Source organism: Escherichia sp. HH41S (assembly GCF_009820115.1).
GTDB classification, from domain to species: Bacteria; Pseudomonadota; Gammaproteobacteria; order Enterobacterales; family Enterobacteriaceae; genus Escherichia; species Escherichia coli_F.
On sequence record NZ_VNXE01000061.1, the window covers coordinates 466,609 to 486,765 of the forward strand.

Sequence of the window (20,157 nt, forward strand, 5' to 3'; positions counted from 1 at the left end):
TAAACCGGAATCTGAAGATGTCTGAACCACGTTTCGTACACCTGCGGGTGCACAGCGACTACTCGATGATCGATGGCCTGGCCAAAACCGCGCCGCTGGTAAAAAAGGCGGCGGCGTTGGGTATGCCAGCACTGGCGATCACCGATTTCACCAACCTTTGCGGTCTGGTGAAGTTCTACGGAGCGGGACATGGCGCAGGGATTAAGCCCATCGTCGGGGCAGATTTTAATGTCCAGTGCGACCTGCTGGGTGATGAGTTAACCCACCTGACGGTGCTGGCGGCGAACAATATCGGCTATCAGAATCTGACGTTGCTGATCTCAAAAGCGTATCAGCGCGGGTACGGTGCCGCCGGGCCGATCATCGATCGCGACTGGCTTATCGAATTAAACGAAGGGCTGATCCTCCTTTCCGGCGGGCGCATGGGCGACGTCGGGCGCAGTCTTTTGCGTGGTAACAGCGCGCTGGTAGATGAGTGCGTTGCGTTTTATGAAGAGCACTTCCCGGATCGCTATTTTCTCGAGCTGATCCGAACCGGCAGGCCGGACGAAGAAAGTTATCTGCACGCGGCAGTGGAACTGGCGGAAGCGCGCGGTTTGCCCGTCGTGGCGACCAATGACGTGCGCTTTATCGACAGCAGTGACTTTGACGCGCACGAAATCCGCGTCGCGATCCATGACGGCTTTACTCTCGACGATCCCAAACGCCCGCGTAATTATTCGCCGCAGCAATATATGCGCAGCGAAGAGGAGATGTGCGAGCTGTTTGCCGACATCCCCGAAGCCCTTGCCAACACTGTTGAGATCGCCAAACGCTGTAACGTGACAGTGCGTCTCGGTGAATACTTCCTGCCGCAGTTCCCGACCGGGGACATGAGCACCGAAGATTATCTGGTCAAGCGTGCAAAAGAAGGCCTGGAAGAGCGTCTGGCGTTTTTATTCCCTGACGAGGAAGAACGTCTTAAGCGTCGCCCGGAGTATGACGAGCGTCTGGATACTGAACTTCAGGTTATCAACCAGATGGGTTTCCCGGGTTACTTCCTCATCGTTATGGAATTTATCCAGTGGTCGAAGGATAACGGCGTACCGGTAGGGCCTGGCCGTGGTTCTGGTGCAGGGTCACTGGTGGCTTACGCGTTAAAAATCACCGACCTCGATCCGTTGGAATTTGACCTGCTGTTCGAACGTTTCCTTAACCCGGAACGTGTCTCCATGCCTGACTTCGACGTTGACTTCTGTATGGAAAAACGCGACCAGGTTATCGAACACGTGGCAGATATGTACGGCCGTGATGCGGTATCGCAGATCATCACCTTCGGTACAATGGCGGCAAAAGCGGTGATCCGCGACGTAGGCCGCGTGCTGGGGCATCCGTACGGCTTTGTCGATCGTATCTCGAAACTGATCCCGCCCGATCCGGGGATGACGCTGGCGAAAGCGTTTGAAGCCGAGCCGCAACTGCCGGAAATCTACGAAGCGGACGAAGAAGTTAAGGCGCTGATCGACATGGCGCGCAAACTGGAAGGGGTCACCCGTAACGCTGGTAAGCACGCCGGTGGGGTGGTTATCGCGCCGACCAAAATTACCGATTTTGCGCCGCTTTATTGCGATGAAGAGGGCAAACATCCGGTTACCCAGTTTGATAAAAGCGACGTTGAATACGCCGGGCTGGTGAAGTTCGACTTCCTTGGTTTGCGTACGCTCACCATCATCAACTGGGCGCTGGAGATGATCAACAAGCGGCGGGCGAAGAATGGCGAGCCGCCGCTGGATATCGCCGCGATCCCGCTGGATGACAAGAAAAGTTTCGACATGCTGCAACGCTCGGAAACCACGGCGGTATTCCAGCTTGAATCGCGCGGCATGAAGGACCTGATCAAACGTCTGCAACCTGACTGCTTCGAAGATATGATCGCACTGGTGGCACTGTTCCGCCCCGGCCCGTTGCAATCAGGGATGGTGGATAACTTTATCGACCGTAAACATGGTCGCGAAGAGATCTCCTATCCGGATGTGCAGTGGCAGCATGAAAGCCTGAAACCGGTACTGGAGCCAACCTACGGCATCATCCTGTATCAGGAACAGGTCATGCAGATTGCCCAGGTGCTTTCTGGTTATACCCTCGGTGGCGCGGATATGCTGCGTCGTGCGATGGGTAAGAAGAAGCCGGAAGAGATGGCCAAGCAGCGTTCTGTATTTGCTGAAGGCGCAGAAAAGAACGGGATCAACGCCGAACTGGCGATGAAAATCTTCGACCTGGTGGAGAAATTCGCTGGTTACGGATTTAACAAATCGCACTCTGCGGCCTATGCTTTGGTTTCATATCAAACGTTATGGCTGAAAGCGCACTATCCAGCGGAGTTTATGGCGGCAGTAATGACCGCCGATATGGACAACACCGAGAAGGTGGTAGGCCTGGTGGATGAGTGCTGGCGGATGGGGCTGAAAATCCTACCACCAGATATAAACTCCGGTCTTTACCATTTCCACGTCAACGACGACGGCGAAATCGTGTATGGTATTGGCGCGATCAAAGGGGTAGGTGAAGGTCCGATTGAGGCGATCATTGAAGCCCGTAATAAAGGCGGCTATTTCCGTGAATTGTTTGATCTCTGCGCCCGTACAGACACCAAAAAGTTAAACCGGCGAGTGCTGGAAAAACTGATCATGTCCGGGGCGTTTGACCGTCTTGGGCCACACCGCGCGGCGCTGATGAACTCGCTGGGCGATGCGTTAAAGGCGGCTGATCAACACGCGAAAGCAGAAGCCATCGGTCAGGCCGATATGTTCGGCGTGCTGGCAGAAGAGCCGGAACAAATTGAACAATCCTACGCCAGTTGCCAACCGTGGCCGGAGCAGGTGGTGTTAGATGGGGAACGTGAAACGTTAGGTCTGTACCTGACGGGACACCCTATCAACCAGTATTTAAAAGAGATTGAGCGTTATGTCGGAGGCGTAAGGCTGAAAGACATGCACCCGACAGAACGTGGTAAAGTCACCACGGCTGCGGGGCTCGTTGTTGCTGCGCGGGTTATGGTCACCAAGCGCGGCAATCGTATCGGTATCTGCACGCTGGATGACCGTTCCGGGCGGCTGGAAGTGATGTTGTTTACTGACGCCCTGGATAAATACCAGCAATTGCTGGAAAAAGACCGCATACTTATCGTCAGCGGACAGGTCAGCTTTGATGACTTCAGCGGTGGGCTTAAAATGACCGCTCGCGAAGTGATGGATATTGACGAAGCCCGGGAAAAATATGCTCGCGGGCTTGCTATCTCGCTGACGGACAGGCAAATTGATGACCAGCTTTTAAACCGACTCCGTCAGTCTCTGGAACCCCACCGCTCTGGGACAATTCCAGTACATCTCTACTATCAGAGGGCGGATGCACGCGCGCGGTTGCGTTTTGGCGCGACGTGGCGTGTCTCTCCGAGCGATCGTTTATTAAACGATCTCCGTGGCCTCATTGGTTCGGAGCAGGTGGAACTGGAGTTTGACTAATACAGGAATACTATGAGTCTGAATTTCCTTGATTTTGAACAGCCGATTGCAGAGCTGGAAGCGAAAATCGATTCTCTGACTGCGGTTAGCCGCCAGGATGAGAAACTGGATATTAATATCGATGAAGAAGTGCATCGTCTGCGTGAAAAAAGCGTAGAACTGACGCGTAAAATCTTCGCCGATCTCGGTGCATGGCAGATTGCGCAACTGGCACGCCATCCACAGCGTCCTTATACCCTGGATTACGTTCGCCTGGCCTTTGATGAATTTGACGAACTGGCTGGCGACCGCGCGTATGCAGACGATAAAGCTATCGTCGGTGGTATCGCCCGTCTCGATGGTCGTCCGGTGATGATCATTGGTCATCAAAAAGGTCGTGAAACCAAAGAAAAAATTCGCCGTAACTTTGGTATGCCAGCGCCAGAAGGTTACCGCAAAGCACTGCGTCTGATGCAAATGGCTGAACGCTTTAAGATGCCAATCATCACCTTTATCGACACCCCGGGGGCTTATCCGGGCGTGGGCGCAGAAGAACGCGGTCAGTCTGAAGCCATTGCACGCAACCTGCGTGAAATGTCTCGCCTTAGCGTACCGACTATCTGCACCGTTATCGGTGAAGGTGGTTCTGGCGGCGCGCTGGCGATTGGCGTGGGCGATAAAGTGAATATGCTGCAATACAGCACCTATTCTGTTATCTCGCCGGAAGGTTGTGCGTCCATTCTGTGGAAGAGCGCCGACAAAGCGCCGCTGGCGGCTGAAGCGATGGGGATCATCGCTCCGCGTTTGAAAGAACTGAAACTGATCGACTCCATCATCCCGGAACCGCTGGGTGGTGCTCACCGTAACCCGGAAGCGATGGCGGCGTCTCTGAAAGCGCAGCTGCTGGCGGATCTGGCCGATCTCGACGTGTTAAGCACTGAAGATTTAAAAAATCGTCGTTATCAGCGCCTGATGAGCTACGGCTACGCGTAATCAGCAAATGTTCTGAAAAGGGTCACTTCGGTGGCCCTTTTTTATCGCCATGGTTTGAGCGGGCTATGATTAAGGAAGGATTTTCCAGGAGGAACACATGAATATCATTGCCATTATGGGACCGCATGGCGTCTTTTATAAAGATGAGCCCATCAAAGAACTGGAGTCGGCGCTGGTGGCGCAAGGTTTTCAGATTATCTGGCCACAAAACAGCGTTGATTTGCTGAAATTTATCGAACACAACTCACGAATATGCGGCGTGATTTTTGACTGGGATGAATACAGTCTCGATTTATGTAGCGATATCAATCAACTTAATGAATATCTCCCGCTTTATGCCTTCATCAATACTCACTCGACGATGGATGTCAGCGTGCAGGATATGCGGATGGCGCTCTGGTTCTTTGAATATGCGTTGGGGCAGGCAGAAGATATCGCCATTCGTATTCGTCAGTACACCAACGAATATCTCGATAACATTACCCCGCCGTTCACGAAAGCCTTGTTTACCTATGTTAAAGAGCGGAAGTACACCTTTTGTACGCCGGGGCATATGGGTGGCACCGCGTATCAGAAAAGCCCGGTAGGCTGTCTGTTTTATGATTTTTTCGGCGGGAATACCCTCAAGGCGGACGTCTCTATTTCGGTAACCGAGCTAGGTTCGTTGCTCGACCACACCGGGCCACATCTGGAAGCGGAAGAGTACATCGCACGGACTTTCGGCGCGGAACAGAGTTATATCGTCACCAACGGAACATCGACGTCGAACAAAATTGTGGGTATGTACGCCGCGCCATCCGGCAGTACGCTGTTAATTGACCGCAATTGTCATAAATCGCTGGCGCATCTGTTGATGATGAACGATGTAGTGCCGGTCTGGCTAAAACCAACACGTAATGCGTTGGGGATTCTGGGCGGGATCCCGCGACGAGAATTTACCCGCGACAGTATCGAAGAGAAAGTCGCTGCTACCACGCAGGCACAATGGCCGGTTCATGCGGTGATCACCAACTCAACCTATGATGGCTTGCTCTACAACACCGACTGGATCAAACAGACGCTGGATGTCCCCTCGATCCACTTCGATTCCGCCTGGGTCCCGTATACTCATTTTCATCCGATCTATCAGGGCAAAAGTGGTATGAGTGGCGATCGGATGGCAGGAAAAGTTTTCTTCGAAACGCAATCAACCCACAAAATGCTGGCGGCGTTGTCGCAGGCATCACTGATCCACATTAAAGGTGAGTACGACGAAGAGGCGTTTAATGAAGCCTTTATGATGCATACCACCACCTCGCCCAGTTATCCCATTGTTGCTTCGGTTGAGACAGCGGCGGCGATGCTGCGTGGTAATCCGGGCAAACGGCTGATTAACCGTTCAGTAGAACGAGCGCTGCATTTTCGCAAAGAGGTCCAGCGGCTGCGGGAAGAGTCTGACGGCTGGTTTTTCGATATCTGGCAACCGCCGCAGGTGGATGAAGCCGAATGCTGGCCCGTTGCGCCTGGCGAACAGTGGCACGGCTTTAACGATGCGGATGCCGATCATATGTTTCTCGATCCGGTTAAAGTCACTATTTTGACACCGGGGATGGACGAGCAGGGCAATATGAGCGATGAGGGGATCCCGGCGGCGCTGGTGGCAAAATTCCTCGACGAACGTGGGATCGTAGTAGAGAAAACCGGCCCTTATAACCTGCTGTTTCTCTTTAGTATTGGCATCGATAAAACCAAAGCAATGGGATTATTGCGTGGGTTGACGGAATTTAAGCGCTCTTACGATCTCAACCTGCGGATCAAAAATATGCTGCCCGATCTCTATGCAGAAGATCCCGATTTTTATCGCAATATGCGTATTCAGGATCTCGCGCAAGGGATCCATGAGCTGATTCGTAAACACGATCTTCCCGGTTTGATGTTGCGGGCATTTGATACTTTGCCGGAGATGATCATGACGCCACATCAGGCCTGGCAACGACAGATTAAAGGTGAAGTAGAAACCATTGCGCTGGAACAACTGGTCGGTAGAGTATCGGCAAATATGATCCTGCCTTATCCGCCTGGCGTACCGCTACTGATGCCAGGAGAAATGCTGACCGAGGAGAGCCGCACGGTACTCGATTTTCTGCTGATGCTCTGTTCGGTGGGTCAGCGCTACCCCGGCTTTGAAACGGATATTCACGGCGCGAAACAGGACGAAGATGGCGTTTACCGCGTACGAGTCCTAAAAATGGCGGGATAACTTGCCAGAGCGGCTTCCGGGCGAGTAACGTGCTGTTAACAAATAAAGGAGACGTTATGCTGGGTTTAAAACAAGTTCATCATATTGCGATTATTGCGACGGATTATGCGGTGAGCAAAGCTTTCTACTGCGATATTCTCGGTTTCACGCTGCAAAGCGAAGTCTATCGCGAAGCGCGCGATTCGTGGAAAGGGGATTTGGCGCTTAATGGGCAATATGTGATTGAGCTTTTCTCATTTCCGTTCCCGCCGGAGCGCCCCAGCCGACCGGAAGCTTGCGGCCTGCGTCATCTGGCTTTTAGCGTTGATGATATCGATGCGGCAGTGGCGCATCTTGAAAGCCATAACGTGAAATGTGAAGCCATACGTGTCGACCCGTATACGCAAAAACGCTTCACGTTCTTTAACGATCCTGACGGGCTGCCGCTGGAACTGTATGAGCAGTAAGGCTTGTCATCGCCACATTTGCCCGGTAACGTGCCGGGCATTGCTACTGTAAAATCGCACCATCATGACACTCACGCTCAATAGACAACTTCTCATCTCACGCCAGATTCTGGTGGCCTTTAGCGGCGGGCTTGACTCCACCGTTCTGCTGCATCAGTTGGTGCAGTGGCGGACGGAAAATCCGGGCGTCACCCTGCGCGCTATTCATGTGCATCACGGTTTAAGTGCCAACGCTGATGCTTGGGTGAAACATTGTGAAAATATCTGCCAGCAGTGGCAGGTGCCGCTGGTGGTTGAGCGTGTGCAACTTGCGCAAGAGGGGCTAGGTATTGAGGCTCAGGCGCGGCAGGCACGTTATCAGGCATTTGCTCGTACCCTGTTACCTGGTGAAGTGCTGGTTACAGCGCAACATCTCGACGATCAATGTGAAACGTTTCTGCTGGCGTTAAAACGTGGTAGCGGCCCTGCAGGGCTTTCGGCTATGGCGGAAGTCTCGGAGTTTGCCGGAACGCGGCTGATCCGCCCGTTGCTCGCCCGCACACGGGGAGAACTGGAGCAGTGGGCGTTGGCGCATGGTTTACGTTGGATTGAAGACGAAAGTAATCAGGACGACTCATACGATCGTAACTTCCTGCGCCTGCGCGTAGTGCCGTTATTGCAGCAGCGTTGGCCGCATTTTGCCGAAGCAACGGCCCGCAGCGCTGCACTTTGTGCTGAGCAAGAGAGCCTGCTGGATGAACTGCTGGCAGATGATTTAGCACACTGTCAAACGCCGCAGGGGACGCTGCAGATTGCGCCAATGCTGGCGATGAGTGATGCCCGTCGCGCGGCGATTATCCGCCGCTGGCTGGCAGGGCAGAATGCACCGATGCCTTCCCGCGACGCGTTGGTGAGGATCTGGCAGGAAGTGGCGCTGGCGCGAGAAGATGCTTCCCCCTGTTTACGTTTGGGTGCGTTTGAAATCCGCCGCTATCAGTCGCAACTGTGGTGGATTAAATCCGTCACTGGGCAAAGCGAAACCATTGTGCCGTGGCAGACGTGGCTACAACCGCTGGAATTACCGGCGGCGCTGGGAAGTGTACAACTTACTGCGGGAGGCGATATTCGCCCTCCGCGTGCAGACGAAGCGGTCAGCGTGCGTTTCAAAGCGCCAGGATTGCTGCATATTGTCGGCCGCAACGGCGGACGTAAGCTAAAGAAAATCTGGCAGGAACTGGGCGTACCGCCGTGGCTGCGTGACACCACGCCACTGCTGTTTTATGGCGAAACGCTGATTGCAGCGGCAGAGGTATTTGTGACGCAAGAAGGTGTGGCCGAAGGTGAGAATGGCGTAAGTTTTGTCTGGAAGAAAACGCTTAGTTAAGTGAAAGCCGGATAAGACGCTTCAAACGTCGCATCCGGCGAAAGTCAATCAGGACTCGCTCACCACCACCGTACCAATTTCCGGGTGGCTAAAGCTGGTAATTTTATCCAGGCGTAGCTCGCGGGTTTCGCCAGCAGCTTCAACGACCAGATATTCCACATTTTTGCGGGAGACTAAATCGCTGGCCTTCCCCTGCAGTTTTTCGCCATCTTTCAGCTCAAGTGTCAGCATTAAATGATGCTGGCAGGCGAGCTCAAGATTATCGTAATCATCACAATTGATTGGTTGATACGTATCATTCATTGACATAATCGCTCACCAGTAAGTTTGCCGCAGCGTATGCTGCTTTTTCCCTGACAGCCTCAGAAAGGGCATCGTCGGCAGCCATTTCATTCAGCACTTTCAAAACGCAGCCCAGCGCGTCCGGAACGTATCCTAAGTCTCCGCTGGCGATTTCCGCGTACCGCTTGCGTATTAACTCACAATATTTTTCCACATGCCCTCCTGTCAGCACTCTGACTTAACCGTGGATGCAAGTCTAAGCCTACGAAGATAAACTCTGTTTCGCAAGGTGACTATACCACACTCATTTCTGCAATATCAGCGCCGCAACTGCATGTATTCCGTTACAATGGCCTCCTGATTCGAAAGGAGTTTTCTTATGGCGCTTAAAGCGACAATTTATAAAGCGACGGTTAATGTGGCCGATCTCGACCGCAACCAGTTTCTCGATGCCTCTCTGACGCTGGCGCGCCATCCTTCAGAAACCCAGGAGCGCATGATGCTGCGCCTGCTGGCGTGGCTGAAATATGCTGATGAACGTCTGCAATTTACCCGAGGTTTGTGTGCCGATGATGAGCCGGAAGCGTGGCTGCGTAATGATCATCTGGGCATTGATTTGTGGATTGAACTGGGGCTGCCGGATGAGCGGCGGATTAAGAAAGCCTGCACCCAGGCCGCAGAAGTGGCGCTGTTTGCCTATAATAGTCGGGCGGCGCAAATCTGGTGGCAGCAAAATCAGAGCAAATGTGCGCAGTTTGCCAATCTTTCTGTCTGGTATCTGGACGACGAGCAACTGGCAAAAGTGAGCGCCTTTGCCGATCGTACCATGACGCTGCAGGCAACGATTCAGGATGGGGTGATTTGGTTATCGGATGATAAGAATAATCTGGAAGTAAATTTAATCGCCTGGCAACAACCTTCATGATTATGATTTCCCGACATGTTGCTATCCCCGATGGCGAGTTTGAGATCACTGCTATTCGTGCACAGGGCGCGGGCGGACAGCATGTTAATAAGACCTCAACGGCTATTCATCTGCGTTTTGACATTCGAGCGTCCAGCCTGCCAGAGTATTACAAAGAGCGCCTGCTCGCTGCCAGCCATCATCTGATTAGCAGCGATGGAGTGATAGTCATCAAGGCACAGGAATACCGCAGCCAGGAACTGAACCGCGAAGCGGCGCTGGCTCGGCTGGTGGCAGTGATTAAAGAATTAACAACAGAACAAAAAAACCGGCGACCGACACGACCTACCCGCGCATCAAAAGAGCGCAGGCTGGTATCGAAAGCACAAAAATCAAGCGTGAAGGCGTTGCGCGGCAAAGTGCGCGGCGGTCGGGAATAAAAAGAAGGAATGGATGGTGAAAAAAGCGATAGTGACAGCGATGGCTGTAATCAGCCTCTTTACTCTGATGGGATGTAATAATCGAGCCGAAGTCGATACGCTTTCTCCGGCGCAGGCCGCTGAACTGAAGCCGATGCCGCAAAGCTGGCGCGGCGTGCTGCCGTGTGCTGATTGCGAAGGTATCGAAACCTCTCTGTTCCTCGAAAAAGATGGAACCTGGGTGATGAATGAGCGTTATCTGGGCGCGCGTGAAGAGCCTTCCTCTTTCGCCTCCTACGGTACATGGGCGCGAACCGCTGACAAACTGGTATTAACCGACAGTAAAGGTGAAAAGTCATATTATCGGGCGAAAGGAGATGCGTTGGAGATGCTCGATCGTGAAGGCAATCCGATCGAATCGCAGTTCAACTATACACTGGAACCGGCAAAATCCAGCCTGCCAGTGACGCCGATGACTCTACGCGGCATGTATTTTTATATGGCTGATGCGGCAACCTTTACTGATTGTGCGACCGGAAAACGTTTCATGGTAGCGAATAACGCTGAGCTGGAACGGGGCTATTTGGCTGCCCGCGGCAACAGCGAGAAACCAGTGTTACTGTCAGTAGAAGGTCACTTTACGCTTGAGGCTAATCCGGATACTGGTGCGCCGACCAAAGTATTTGCGCCCGATACGGCAGGTAAATTTTACCCGCACCAGGATTGCAGTAGTTTGGGGCAGTAAGCCATCGTGAGACAGAAACAAACGAAAAATTGCCTGATGCGCAGCGCTTATCAGGCCTACAGCCAATAATGCAACATTTTGTATTAGCACGATTTTGTAGGCCGGGTAAGGCGCTCACGCCTCATCCGGTATTTTGTGGACGAGGCTGGCTTTTATCACTGAGTCAACCCAACGAAGCGACCCGCTTTGATATAAATCCCTGGCTTCAAGTGCCCAATATACTCTAATTGCGTTTCTGGCTTAAACGCAGAGACATCGCCAGTACGCATATGCATCAGATCGGCAGGGCTAATCCAGCCAGACTGTGCCAGCGTAAGCGGATGTCCGGCTTTGGCAAATGCATCAGTGACAAATTCCGAACAAAACCACGACTTTTTGTCTCCTTCGCTCACACTGCTTAACTGCGCTTTCGCCAGGCCGCTGACGCACTGTTGGCGAAAATCCTCGGAGAACGGATTCAGTGAGCACATCTGGCGAGTCACCATAAATGGAATAAATTCGACAATGCCGCGATAGTTATAACCGCTATCTTTGATTTTATTGGCAAACGCGGTAATTTCTGTGGCTTGTTGCGGGGTAAGATCCGGGACTCGTAAGACGAAAAGCTTATCACTATGCTTCATCGCTTTTTTAAGGGAAACAATCTGGACGCCATCTCCTGTCGCTTCTGCAACGTTATTATCTCCCAAAAAGATTGCAACGTGGCTCACTGAGGAAGTGCTGAAGACGCGGATACCAAATGAGGTTACCCCGAGGCTTGAGGAGAACAGTAAATCGCCGGGTTTGAGATCAGGTTCTGTTATTTCTTTTATTGATTGTTCGGTGAAAGAGCTTTGATGCTGGAATTTGACTGCCCATGTTTTTGCCTCGGTATCTACCGCTGTGGCTGATGAGTCTGGCTGGCTGATATCAACGGTACAGGCCGAAAGTGAAAGAAAGCAGGGGAGAAGCAGGCGGCAATGCGCCTTTGGTTTATCCATTTTATACAATCCATGTAAAAAAGGGTCCTGAAATTCAGGACCCTTTCTGGCATCAGCCTTTAATCTGTTTCACCAGATAATCGACGATGTCACCGGTCTTAATTAACTGTTTCTCACCGTTACGACGGTATTTGTATTCGATATCGTCGTTGTCGAGGTTACGGTCACCCAACACGATAGTGTGCGGAATACCGATCAGTTCCATATCAGCAAACATCACGCCCGGACGTTCTTTGCGATCATCCAGCAGCACTTCGATACCCTGTGCGCGCAGTTCGCTATACAGTTTCTCAGCCAGCTCCTGTACGCGGAAGGATTTGTGCATATTCATCGGCAGAATCGCCACCTGGAAAGGTGCGATAGCGTCAGGCCATACGATGCCGCGTTCGTCGTAGTTCTGTTCAATTGCCGCCGCTACTACGCGCGTTACGCCAATACCGTAGCAACCCATAGTCAGGATCTGATTACGGCCATCTTCACCCTGAACGGAGGCTTTAAGTGCTTCGGAGTACTTAGTACCCAGCTGGAAGATGTGACCGACTTCGATACCACGTTTGATCAGCAGCGTACCCTGGCCATCCGGGCTTGGATCGCCAGCCACTACGTTACGGATATCCGCAACTTCCGGGGTTGCGACATCGCGATCCCAGTTGATACCGAAGTAGTGTTTGCCATCGATGTTAGCACCAGCAGCAAAATCACTCATCGCCGCAACAGTACGGTCAATTACTACCGGAATCGGCATGTTTACCGGACCCAGTGAACCCGGACCGGCTTTAACCACCGCACGAATTTCTTCTTCAGTCGCGAAAGTCAGCGGGCTTGCAACCTGCGGCAGTTTTTCTGCTTTAACTTCGTTCAGCTCGTGGTCACCACGCACCAGCAGCGCAACCAGCGGGAAGCTACTGCCTTCAACCGCTTTAACCAGCAGAGTCTTCACCGTTTTCTCAATCGGCAGATTGAACTGTTCAACCAGTTCCGCGATGGTTTTCGCGTTCGGCGTATCAACCAGCGTCATTTCCTGGGTAGCAGCAGCGCGCGGTTCTTTCGGCGCGATAGCTTCTGCCAGCTCAATGTTCGCTGCATAGTCAGAGGTGTCGGAGAAGACCACATCGTCTTCACCGCTCTGCGCCAGCACCTGGAATTCGTGAGAGGCGCTACCGCCGATAGAACCGGTGTCGGCCTGTACGGCGCGGAAATCCAGCCCCATGCGGCTGAAGATTTTGCTGTAGGCCGCATACATTGCATCGTAGGTTTCCTGCAGGGATTCCTGAGAGGTATGGAAAGAGTAAGCATCTTTCATCAGGAATTCGCGGGAACGCATGACGCCGAAACGCGGGCGCACTTCATCACGGAACTTGGTCTGGATCTGATAGAAGTTCAGCGGCAGCTGTTTGTAAGAGCTCAGCTCGTTACGAATCAGGTCGGTAATCACTTCTTCATGAGTTGGGCCAAGTACGAACGGACGGTCACCACGGTCAGCAATACGCAGCAATTCCGGGCCATACTGTTCCCAACGACCACTCTCTTGCCACAGTTCAGATGGCTGAACCACCGGCATTAACACCTCGATCGCACCGGCGTTGTTCATCTCTTCACGCACGATGTTTTCGACTTTTTTCAGAACGCGCACGCCGGTCGGCAGCCAGGTGTATAACCCGGAGGCCAGCTTGCGGATCATCCCGGCGCGCAACATCAGCTGATGGCTGATCACCTCGGCGTCGGCAGGTGTCTCCTTAAGAGTGGAGAGCAGGTATTGGCTAGTACGCATGTTGTTACGGTTCCAGTTGGAAGGTAGAGCAGGCTCAAGGCGAGCCTGGGACAAAAAAAGTGATTTAGTTTACCAGTGCAAAAGAAATGTCAAAAGAGAAGGGCGCGAATTTAACGCGGTTCCAGCGCAAAGACTTCAAAACCAGCGTCGGTGACGCGCCAGCGAACGTTAAAATTATGCAGCCAGACGGCATAGGTTTTGCCCGTTTCCTCACCTTTACGATAGGCTGGACGCGGGTCCTGCGCCAGTACTTCGCGGATAAACAGCGTTAACTGCGGATAGCGCTTCTCCAATGTCAAAAGCTGCTTTTCGACCTCTAAGGTAAAACTCACCGCCATCTCTGCCGCTGGTGCACTTTGCGCATAGCTGGCACTGGCATCAGGAAGCGATTCGGCAAAGGGAAGATACGGTTTGATATCTACCACCGGCGTACCATCGACCAGATCCAGACTGCCGAGCTTCAGAATCACGCTATCTTTATGACAAATAACTTCCTTCAGCTCTACCAGCGACATACCAATCGGGTTAGGGCGGAAAGTAGAGCGTGTGGCGAAAACGCCCATTCTGGCGTTACCGCCGAGGCGCGGTGGACGCACAGTCGGACGCCAGCCGCCTTCCATTGTTTGATGAAAGACAAAAAGGATCCATAAATGGCTAAACGCTTCCAGGCCGCGAACGGCGTCGGCCTGGTTGTAGGGAGCAATGAGATGCAGTTCACCGTTGGCGCTTTTTACCAGACCTGGCTGGCGCGGAACGGCGAATTTTTCTTTATAGGGCGAGCGAATAACGCCTATTTGCTCGAACTGGAAACTGCTCATTTCGCCGTAATGTTAAGCGCAGAACCGATACATACAGCCTGACGATAGCAGCCTGGCGTACCGCTGGTAACTTCGCAGCTATGCAGTAATACCGCATTGGCTTTCATTTTAGAGGCATTGATTTGCATCCGCTTACGCGCGGTTGGAATGCTCGGCGGAGAGTCCTGATTAGAGGCCTGGCAAGAATCGCCACTGACTTCACCGAGATCGCGGAATGGTTTGCCGACTAATTCTTCTGCATTGGTATAAATTCGGACCGGCGCGGCGCGCGGTGCTTTCGGTTTTGCAGGCTCCGCTTTCGGCTGGGGTGCAGTGCTTTGAACGGGTTCGACAGGGGATCTGCTTAACATGGAACAGCCGCTTAGCATGAGTGCTACTAAACAGATCGGTAAAGCACGCATAGTATTTCCTCAATGTATGATCAAAACGTCAATATTGAATCAGGAGCTTGTAAAAATGACAAGACGGGCAAGCGCCCGTCCTGAATGATATTACAAATTGTGGAAACAGCCTAAAAATTACCAGCCTTTAACAGCGCCACCGTTAAACACTTTGTTCGCTGCTTCGTAAACTTCGTCAGACTGATAAGCCTGGACGAATTTCTTCACATTCTCTGCGTCTTTGTTATCTTCACGCGTCACGATCAGGTTTACGTACGGAGACTCTTTATCTTCGACAAAGATACCGTCTTTCGCCGGAGTCAGGCCAATCTGGCTGGCATAGGTGGTGTTGATAACCGCCAGAGCGATTTGCGCATCGTCCAGAGAGCGCGGCAGCTGCGGTGCTTCCAGCTCAACAATTTTCAGGTTTTTTGGGTTCTCAACAACATCAAGAACTGTTGGCAACAGGCCAACGCCATCTTTCAGTTTGATCAAGCCCACTTTTTGCAGCAGCAGCAGTGAACGACCAAGGTTAGTCGGGTCGTTTGGCACGGCAACCTGCGAACCATCCTGCAGTTCATCCAGCGATTTGATTTTCTTGGAGTAACCGGCAATCGGATACACAAACGTGTTGCCTACTGCGACCAGTTTGTAGCCACGATCTTTCAGTTGCTGATCAAGGTACGGTTTATGCTGGAAGGCGTTGGCGTCGATATCGCCTTTGCTCAATGCTTCGTTTGGCAGAACATAGTCGTTGAAGGTGACCAGCTCAACGTCCAGGCCATATTTGTCTTTCGCGACTTTCTGCGCGACTTCTGCAACCTGCTGTTCGGCACCAACAATCACGCCGACTTTAATGTGGTTTGGATCTTTTTCATCCTGACCGCAGCCTACCAGTGCCAGTGATCCAATCAGGGCTCCCACTGCCGCAAAGGTTTTGAATTTGAACGCCATACCTTATTCCTTCTTCAATTATTTATGTTGTGTTGAACGTTATTTGCGAGTGACAGCCCGGACGATGCGGTCGCCTGCGAACTGAATTAAATAAACCAGAATGACCAGCAATACCAGTACCGTATTCATCACCGTCGCGTTGTAACCGATGTAGCCATACTGATAGCCAATCTGACCCAAACCACCGGCACCGACTGCGCCACCCATTGCGGAATAACCGACCAGAGTAATCAGGGTGATAGTTGCTGCATTCACCAGACCTGGCAACGCCTCCGGTAACAGCACTTTGCGCACGATCTGCATCGGCGTAGCACCCATTGCGCGGGAAGCTTCAATTAACCCGGTTGGGATCTCCAGCAGAGCGTTCTCGACCATACGGGCAATAAACGGTGCTGCACCAACGGTTAACGGAACAATCGCTGCCTGCAAACCAATCGATGTACCGACAATAACGCGAGTAAACGGAATCATCCATACCAGCAAGATAATGAACGGGATGGATCGGAAAATGTTCACAATCGCAGAAACGGTACGATACAGCTTCGCGTTAGCAATAATTTGCCCCGGACGCGTGACATAAAGCAGAACGCCAACCGGCAGACCAATCACAAAGCCAAAAAAACCGGATACGAAGGTCATTGCCAGCGTTTCCCATACGCCACGAACCAGCAGCCACATCATCGGCTCAGACATAACCCAGTACCTCTACTTTTACATGGTGTTCCTGCAGCCAGGCAATGGCGGCTTGCGTATCTTGTTGTGTGCCGTGCATTTCAGTCAGCATGATGCCGAACTTAACGCCACCGGCGTAATCCATCTGCGCGCTAATAATGTTGTTATTGACGTTGAAACGACGCGCGGTTTCAGAAAGCAGCGGGGCATCGACCGATTGACCGGTAAACTCCAGACGCAGCATCGGCACGCAGTCAGTGAATGGCTCCGCTTGCAGACGTTCCTGGTAATCTTCCGGGATATCCAGATGCAGGGTCGACTGAATAAACTTCTGCGCTAGCGGCGTTTTCGGATGCGAGAACACTTCACTTACCGTGTCCTGCTCGATCAACTCGCCATTACTGATCACCGCCACGCAATCACAAATGCGCTTCACAACGTCCATTTCGTGGGTGATCAACAGAATCGTCAAACCCAGACGACGATTGATGTCTTTCAGCAGTTCGAGAATAGAACGTGTTGTTGCCGGGTCCAGCGCGCTGGTGGCCTCATCACACAGCAATACTTTGGGATTGCTGGCTAACGCACGGGCAATCGCCACACGTTGTTTCTGCCCACCGGAAAGGTTAGACGGGTAACTATCATGCTTATCGCCAAGACCAACCAATGACAGTAATTCTGTCACGCGACGTTTAATCTCGTCTTTCGGCGTGTTGTCCAGCTCCAGCGGCAGTGCCACGTTGCCAAAAACAGTGCGCGAAGAGAGCAGGTTAAAATGCTGGAAAATCATACCAATCTGGCGGCGAGCTTTGGTCAACTCGGATTCTGACAGCGTGGTCAGTTCCTGACCATCGACCAGCACACTACCCTCGGTTGGGCGCTCCAGCAGGTTTACACAACGGATAAGCGTACTTTTACCCGCGCCTGAGGCACCGATAACGCCATAAATTTGTCCAGCTGGCACATGCAGGCTGACGTTGTTCAACGCCTGGATGGTGCGGGTGCCCTGGTGGAACACTTTGGTGATATTCGAAAGTTTTATCATTGATTATTTATTATCGTCATTAAGTTAGTCGTGGCATTTCGAATGCCTGAAACGGTCAAAGCCGTCAATGAAATGGATGTTAAGGCATCCAGACGTCTAAATCAATCAGGTTTATGCGAAGAGCACTTTCTTGCAGGTCGAAACATGCGATACTAGCGTCACATGCCTTATTAAGGAGCTATAAAAGGTGGCGAAGAGCGTACCCGCAATTTTTCTTGACCGTGATGGCACCATTAATGTCGATCACGGCTATGTCCATGAGATCGACAACTTTGAATTTATCGACGGTGTTATTGACGCCATGCGCGAGCTAAAAAAAATGGGCTTTGCGCTGGTGGTAGTAACCAACCAGTCTGGCATTGCTCGCGGTAAATTTACTGAAGCACAGTTTGAAACGCTGACCGAGTGGATGGACTGGTCGCTGGCGGACCGCGATGTCGATCTGGATGGTATCTATTATTGCCCGCATCATCCGCAGGGTAGTGTTGAAGAGTTTCGCCAGGTCTGCGACTGCCGCAAACCACATCCGGGGATGCTTTTGTCAGCACGCGATTATTTGCATATTGATATGGCCGCTTCTTATATGGTGGGCGATAAATTAGAAGATATGCAGGCAGCGGCTGCGGCGAACGTGGGAACAAAAGTGCTGGTGCGTACGGGAAAACCTATTACGCCTGAAGCAGAAAACGCGGCGGATTGGGTGTTAAATAGCCTGGCAGACCTGCCGCAAGCGATAAAAAAGCAGCAAAAACCGGCGTAATGATTAAAAGATGAGCGGTTGAAATAAAAATGCATTTTTCCGCTTGTCTTCCTGAAACGACTCCCTATAATGCGCCTCCATCGACACGGCGGATGTGAATCACTTCACACAAACAGCCGGTTCGGTTGAAGAGAAAAATCCTGAAATTCAGGGTTGACTCTGAAAGAGGAAAGCGTAATATACGCCACCTCGCGACAGTGAGCTGAAAGCCGCGTCGCAACTGCTCTTTAACAATTTATCAGACAATCTGTGTGGGCACTCGAAGATACGGATTCTTAACGTCGCAAGACGAAAAATGAATACCAAGTCTCAAGAGTGAACACGTAATTCATTACGAAGTTTAATTCTTTGAGCATCAAACTTTTAAATTGAAGAGTTTGATCATGGCTCAGATTGAACGCTGGCGGCAGGCCTAACACATGCAAGTCGAACGGTAACAGGAAGCAGCTTGCTGTTTCGCTGACGAGTGGCGGACGGGTGAGTAATGTCTGGGAAACTGCCTGATGGAGGGGGATAACTACTGGAAACGGTAGCTAATACCGCATAACGTCGCAAGACCAAAGAGGGGGACCTTCGGGCCTCTTGCCATCGGATGTGCCCAGATGGGATTAGCTAGTAGGTGGGGTAACGGCTCACCTAGGCGACGATCCCTAGCTGGTCTGAGAGGATGACCAGCCACACTGGAACTGAGACACGGTCCAGACTCCTACGGGAGGCAGCAGTGGGGAATATTGCACAATGGGCGCAAGCCTGATGCAGCCATGCCGCGTGTATGAAGAAGGCCTTCGGGTTGTAAAGTACTTTCAGCGGGGAGGAAGGGAGTAAAGTTAATACCTTTGCTCATTGACGTTACCCGCAGAAGAAGCACCGGCTAACTCCGTGCCAGCAGCCGCGGTAATACGGAGGGTGCAAGCGTTAATCGGAATTACTGGGCGTAAAGCGCACGCAGGCGGTTTGTTAAGTCAGATGTGAAATCCCCGGGCTCAACCTGGGAACTGCATCTGATACTGGCAAGCTTGAGTCTCGTAGAGGGGGGTAGAATTCCAGGTGTAGCGGTGAAATGCGTAGAGATCTGGAGGAATACCGGTGGCGAAGGCGGCCCCCTGGACGAAGACTGACGCTCAGGTGCGAAAGCGTGGGGAGCAAACAGGATTAGATACCCTGGTAGTCCACGCCGTAAACGATGTCGACTTGGAGGTTGTGCCCTTGAGGCGTGGCTTCCGGAGCTAACGCGTTAAGTCGACCGCCTGGGGAGTACGGCCGCAAGGTTAAAACTCAAATGAATTGACGGGGGCCCGCACAAGCGGTGGAGCATGTGGTTTAATTCGATGCAACGCGAAGAACCTTACCTGGTCTTGACATCCACGGAAGTTTTCAGAGATGAGAATGTGCCTTCGGGAACCGTGAGACAGGTGCTGCATGGCTGTCGTCAGCTCGTGTTGTGAAATGTTGGGTTAAGTCCCGCAACGAGCGCAACCCTTATCCTTTGTTGCCAGCGGTCCGGCCGGGAACTCAAAGGAGACTGCCAGTGATAAACTGGAGGAAGGTGGGGATGACGTCAAGTCATCATGGCCCTTACGACCAGGGCTACACACGTGCTACAATGGCGCATACAAAGAGAAGCGACCTCGCGAGAGCAAGCGGACCTCATAAAGTGCGTCGTAGTCCGGATTGGAGTCTGCAACTCGACTCCATGAAGTCGGAATCGCTAGTAATCGTGGATCAGAATGCCACGGTGAATACGTTCCCGGGCCTTGTACACACCGCCCGTCACACCATGGGAGTGGGTTGCAAAAGAAGTAGGTAGCTTAACCTTCGGGAGGGCGCTTACCACTTTGTGATTCATGACTGGGGTGAAGTCGTAACAAGGTAACCGTAGGGGAACCTGCGGTTGGATCACCTCCTTA

Annotated in this window: 18 protein-coding genes and 1 rRNA gene; 10 read left to right on the top strand and 9 right to left on the bottom strand. The window is 52.2% G+C overall.

Going from position 1 to position 20,157, the window contains the following annotated elements; translation table 11 throughout:
* Window positions 1-17 precede the first annotated feature (17 nt).
* The 5 genes from dnaE (at window position 18) to tilS (ending at window position 8,520) form a co-directional block, all read left to right on the top strand.
* A complete protein-coding gene (gene dnaE, locus FQZ95_RS11895; protein WP_001294736.1) occupies window positions 18-3,500 on the top strand; it encodes a DNA polymerase III subunit alpha in 3,483 nt (1,160 codons plus the stop codon).
* Window positions 3,501-3,512: 12 nt separating this feature from the next.
* Complete coding sequence (gene accA / locus FQZ95_RS11900; protein WP_000055746.1) at window positions 3,513-4,472, top strand: acetyl-CoA carboxylase carboxyl transferase subunit alpha; 960 nt, start codon at window positions 3,513-3,515, stop codon at window positions 4,470-4,472.
* A gap of 97 nt (window positions 4,473-4,569) precedes the next feature.
* Window positions 4,570-6,711 (top strand): lysine decarboxylase LdcC, encoded by a 2,142-nt coding sequence (ldcC, locus tag FQZ95_RS11905; protein WP_105288059.1) that lies wholly within the window; start codon window positions 4,570-4,572, stop codon window positions 6,709-6,711.
* Window positions 6,712-6,767: 56 nt separating this feature from the next.
* Window positions 6,768-7,157, top strand: a complete 390-nt coding sequence (locus tag FQZ95_RS11910; protein ID WP_000901098.1) for a VOC family protein — start codon at window positions 6,768-6,770, stop codon at window positions 7,155-7,157.
* A 64-nt stretch (window positions 7,158-7,221) separates the two neighbouring features.
* On the top strand, window positions 7,222-8,520 hold the full coding sequence (tilS, locus tag FQZ95_RS11915) for a tRNA lysidine(34) synthetase TilS (protein WP_105272016.1): 1,299 nt from the start codon (window positions 7,222-7,224) through the stop codon (window positions 8,518-8,520).
* Between the two features lie 48 nt (window positions 8,521-8,568).
* Here the strand turns inward: tilS and rof are convergent, their stop codons facing one another.
* Window positions 8,569-8,829, bottom strand: a complete 261-nt coding sequence (rof, locus tag FQZ95_RS11920) for a Rho-binding antiterminator (RefSeq protein ID WP_000062318.1) — start codon at window positions 8,827-8,829, stop codon at window positions 8,569-8,571.
* A complete protein-coding gene (locus FQZ95_RS11925; protein ID WP_000417058.1) occupies window positions 8,816-9,016 on the bottom strand; it encodes a YaeP family protein in 201 nt (66 codons plus the stop codon). The genes rof and FQZ95_RS11925 overlap by 14 nt, the downstream gene beginning before the upstream one ends.
* 165 nt (window positions 9,017-9,181) lie before the next feature.
* Between FQZ95_RS11925 and FQZ95_RS11930 the strand changes: the two genes are divergently transcribed.
* From FQZ95_RS11930 to nlpE, 3 genes are read left to right on the top strand one after another with little or no spacing between them, the layout of a single operon-like run.
* Window positions 9,182-9,727 carry a YaeQ family protein gene (locus FQZ95_RS11930; RefSeq protein ID WP_001185281.1) on the top strand — a complete coding sequence of 182 codons (546 nt, stop codon included), beginning with the start codon at window positions 9,182-9,184 and terminating at the stop codon, window positions 9,725-9,727.
* Window positions 9,724-10,146, top strand: a complete 423-nt coding sequence (gene arfB, locus FQZ95_RS11935; protein ID WP_105288058.1) for an alternative ribosome rescue aminoacyl-tRNA hydrolase ArfB — start codon at window positions 9,724-9,726, stop codon at window positions 10,144-10,146. The genes FQZ95_RS11930 and arfB overlap by 4 nt, the downstream gene beginning before the upstream one ends.
* A gap of 13 nt (window positions 10,147-10,159) precedes the next feature.
* Window positions 10,160-10,870: an envelope stress response activation lipoprotein NlpE gene (nlpE, locus tag FQZ95_RS11940; protein ID WP_000239168.1), complete on the top strand. Its 711-nt coding sequence runs from the start codon at window positions 10,160-10,162 to the stop codon at window positions 10,868-10,870.
* Window positions 10,871-11,025: 155 nt separating this feature from the next.
* On the opposite strand, the gene FQZ95_RS11945 is transcribed toward nlpE, so the two are convergent.
* The 7 genes from FQZ95_RS11945 to metN all read right to left on the bottom strand — a co-directional run bounded on the left by FQZ95_RS11945 (window position 11,026) and on the right by metN (window position 17,490).
* The gene (locus FQZ95_RS11945; RefSeq protein WP_032183250.1) at window positions 11,026-11,850 is read right to left on the bottom strand and encodes a YaeF family permuted papain-like enzyme; all 825 of its coding nucleotides are present in this window, start codon (window positions 11,848-11,850) and stop codon (window positions 11,026-11,028) included.
* A gap of 52 nt (window positions 11,851-11,902) precedes the next feature.
* The gene (gene proS / locus FQZ95_RS11950) at window positions 11,903-13,621 is read right to left on the bottom strand and encodes a proline--tRNA ligase (RefSeq protein ID WP_001260696.1); all 1,719 of its coding nucleotides are present in this window, start codon (window positions 13,619-13,621) and stop codon (window positions 11,903-11,905) included.
* 110 nt (window positions 13,622-13,731) lie between these two features.
* Window positions 13,732-14,439 (bottom strand): tRNA (N6-threonylcarbamoyladenosine(37)-N6)-methyltransferase TrmO, encoded by a 708-nt coding sequence (gene tsaA, locus FQZ95_RS11955; RefSeq protein ID WP_024224770.1) that lies wholly within the window; start codon window positions 14,437-14,439, stop codon window positions 13,732-13,734.
* Window positions 14,436-14,840 carry an Rcs stress response system protein RcsF gene (rcsF, locus tag FQZ95_RS11960; RefSeq protein WP_001202321.1) on the bottom strand — a complete coding sequence of 135 codons (405 nt, stop codon included), beginning with the start codon at window positions 14,838-14,840 and terminating at the stop codon, window positions 14,436-14,438. The genes tsaA and rcsF overlap by 4 nt, the downstream gene beginning before the upstream one ends.
* 117 nt (window positions 14,841-14,957) lie before the next feature.
* A complete protein-coding gene (metQ, locus tag FQZ95_RS11965; RefSeq protein ID WP_000874226.1) occupies window positions 14,958-15,773 on the bottom strand; it encodes a methionine ABC transporter substrate-binding lipoprotein MetQ in 816 nt (271 codons plus the stop codon).
* A gap of 39 nt (window positions 15,774-15,812) precedes the next feature.
* Window positions 15,813-16,466, bottom strand: a complete 654-nt coding sequence (locus FQZ95_RS11970; RefSeq protein WP_001294600.1) for a methionine ABC transporter permease MetI — start codon at window positions 16,464-16,466, stop codon at window positions 15,813-15,815.
* A complete protein-coding gene (gene metN, locus FQZ95_RS11975) occupies window positions 16,459-17,490 on the bottom strand; it encodes a methionine ABC transporter ATP-binding protein MetN (protein WP_000593994.1) in 1,032 nt (343 codons plus the stop codon). Before metN ends, FQZ95_RS11970 begins: the two co-directional genes overlap by 8 nt.
* 187 nt (window positions 17,491-17,677) lie before the next feature.
* Here metN and gmhB point away from each other — a divergent pair, with 187 nt between their 5' ends.
* Together gmhB and FQZ95_RS11985 are read left to right on the top strand one after the other, a co-directional pair.
* On the top strand, window positions 17,678-18,250 hold the full coding sequence (gmhB, locus tag FQZ95_RS11980) for a D-glycero-beta-D-manno-heptose 1,7-bisphosphate 7-phosphatase (protein ID WP_001140174.1): 573 nt from the start codon (window positions 17,678-17,680) through the stop codon (window positions 18,248-18,250).
* A gap of 365 nt (window positions 18,251-18,615) precedes the next feature.
* A 16S ribosomal RNA gene (locus FQZ95_RS11985) occupies window positions 18,616-20,157 on the top strand.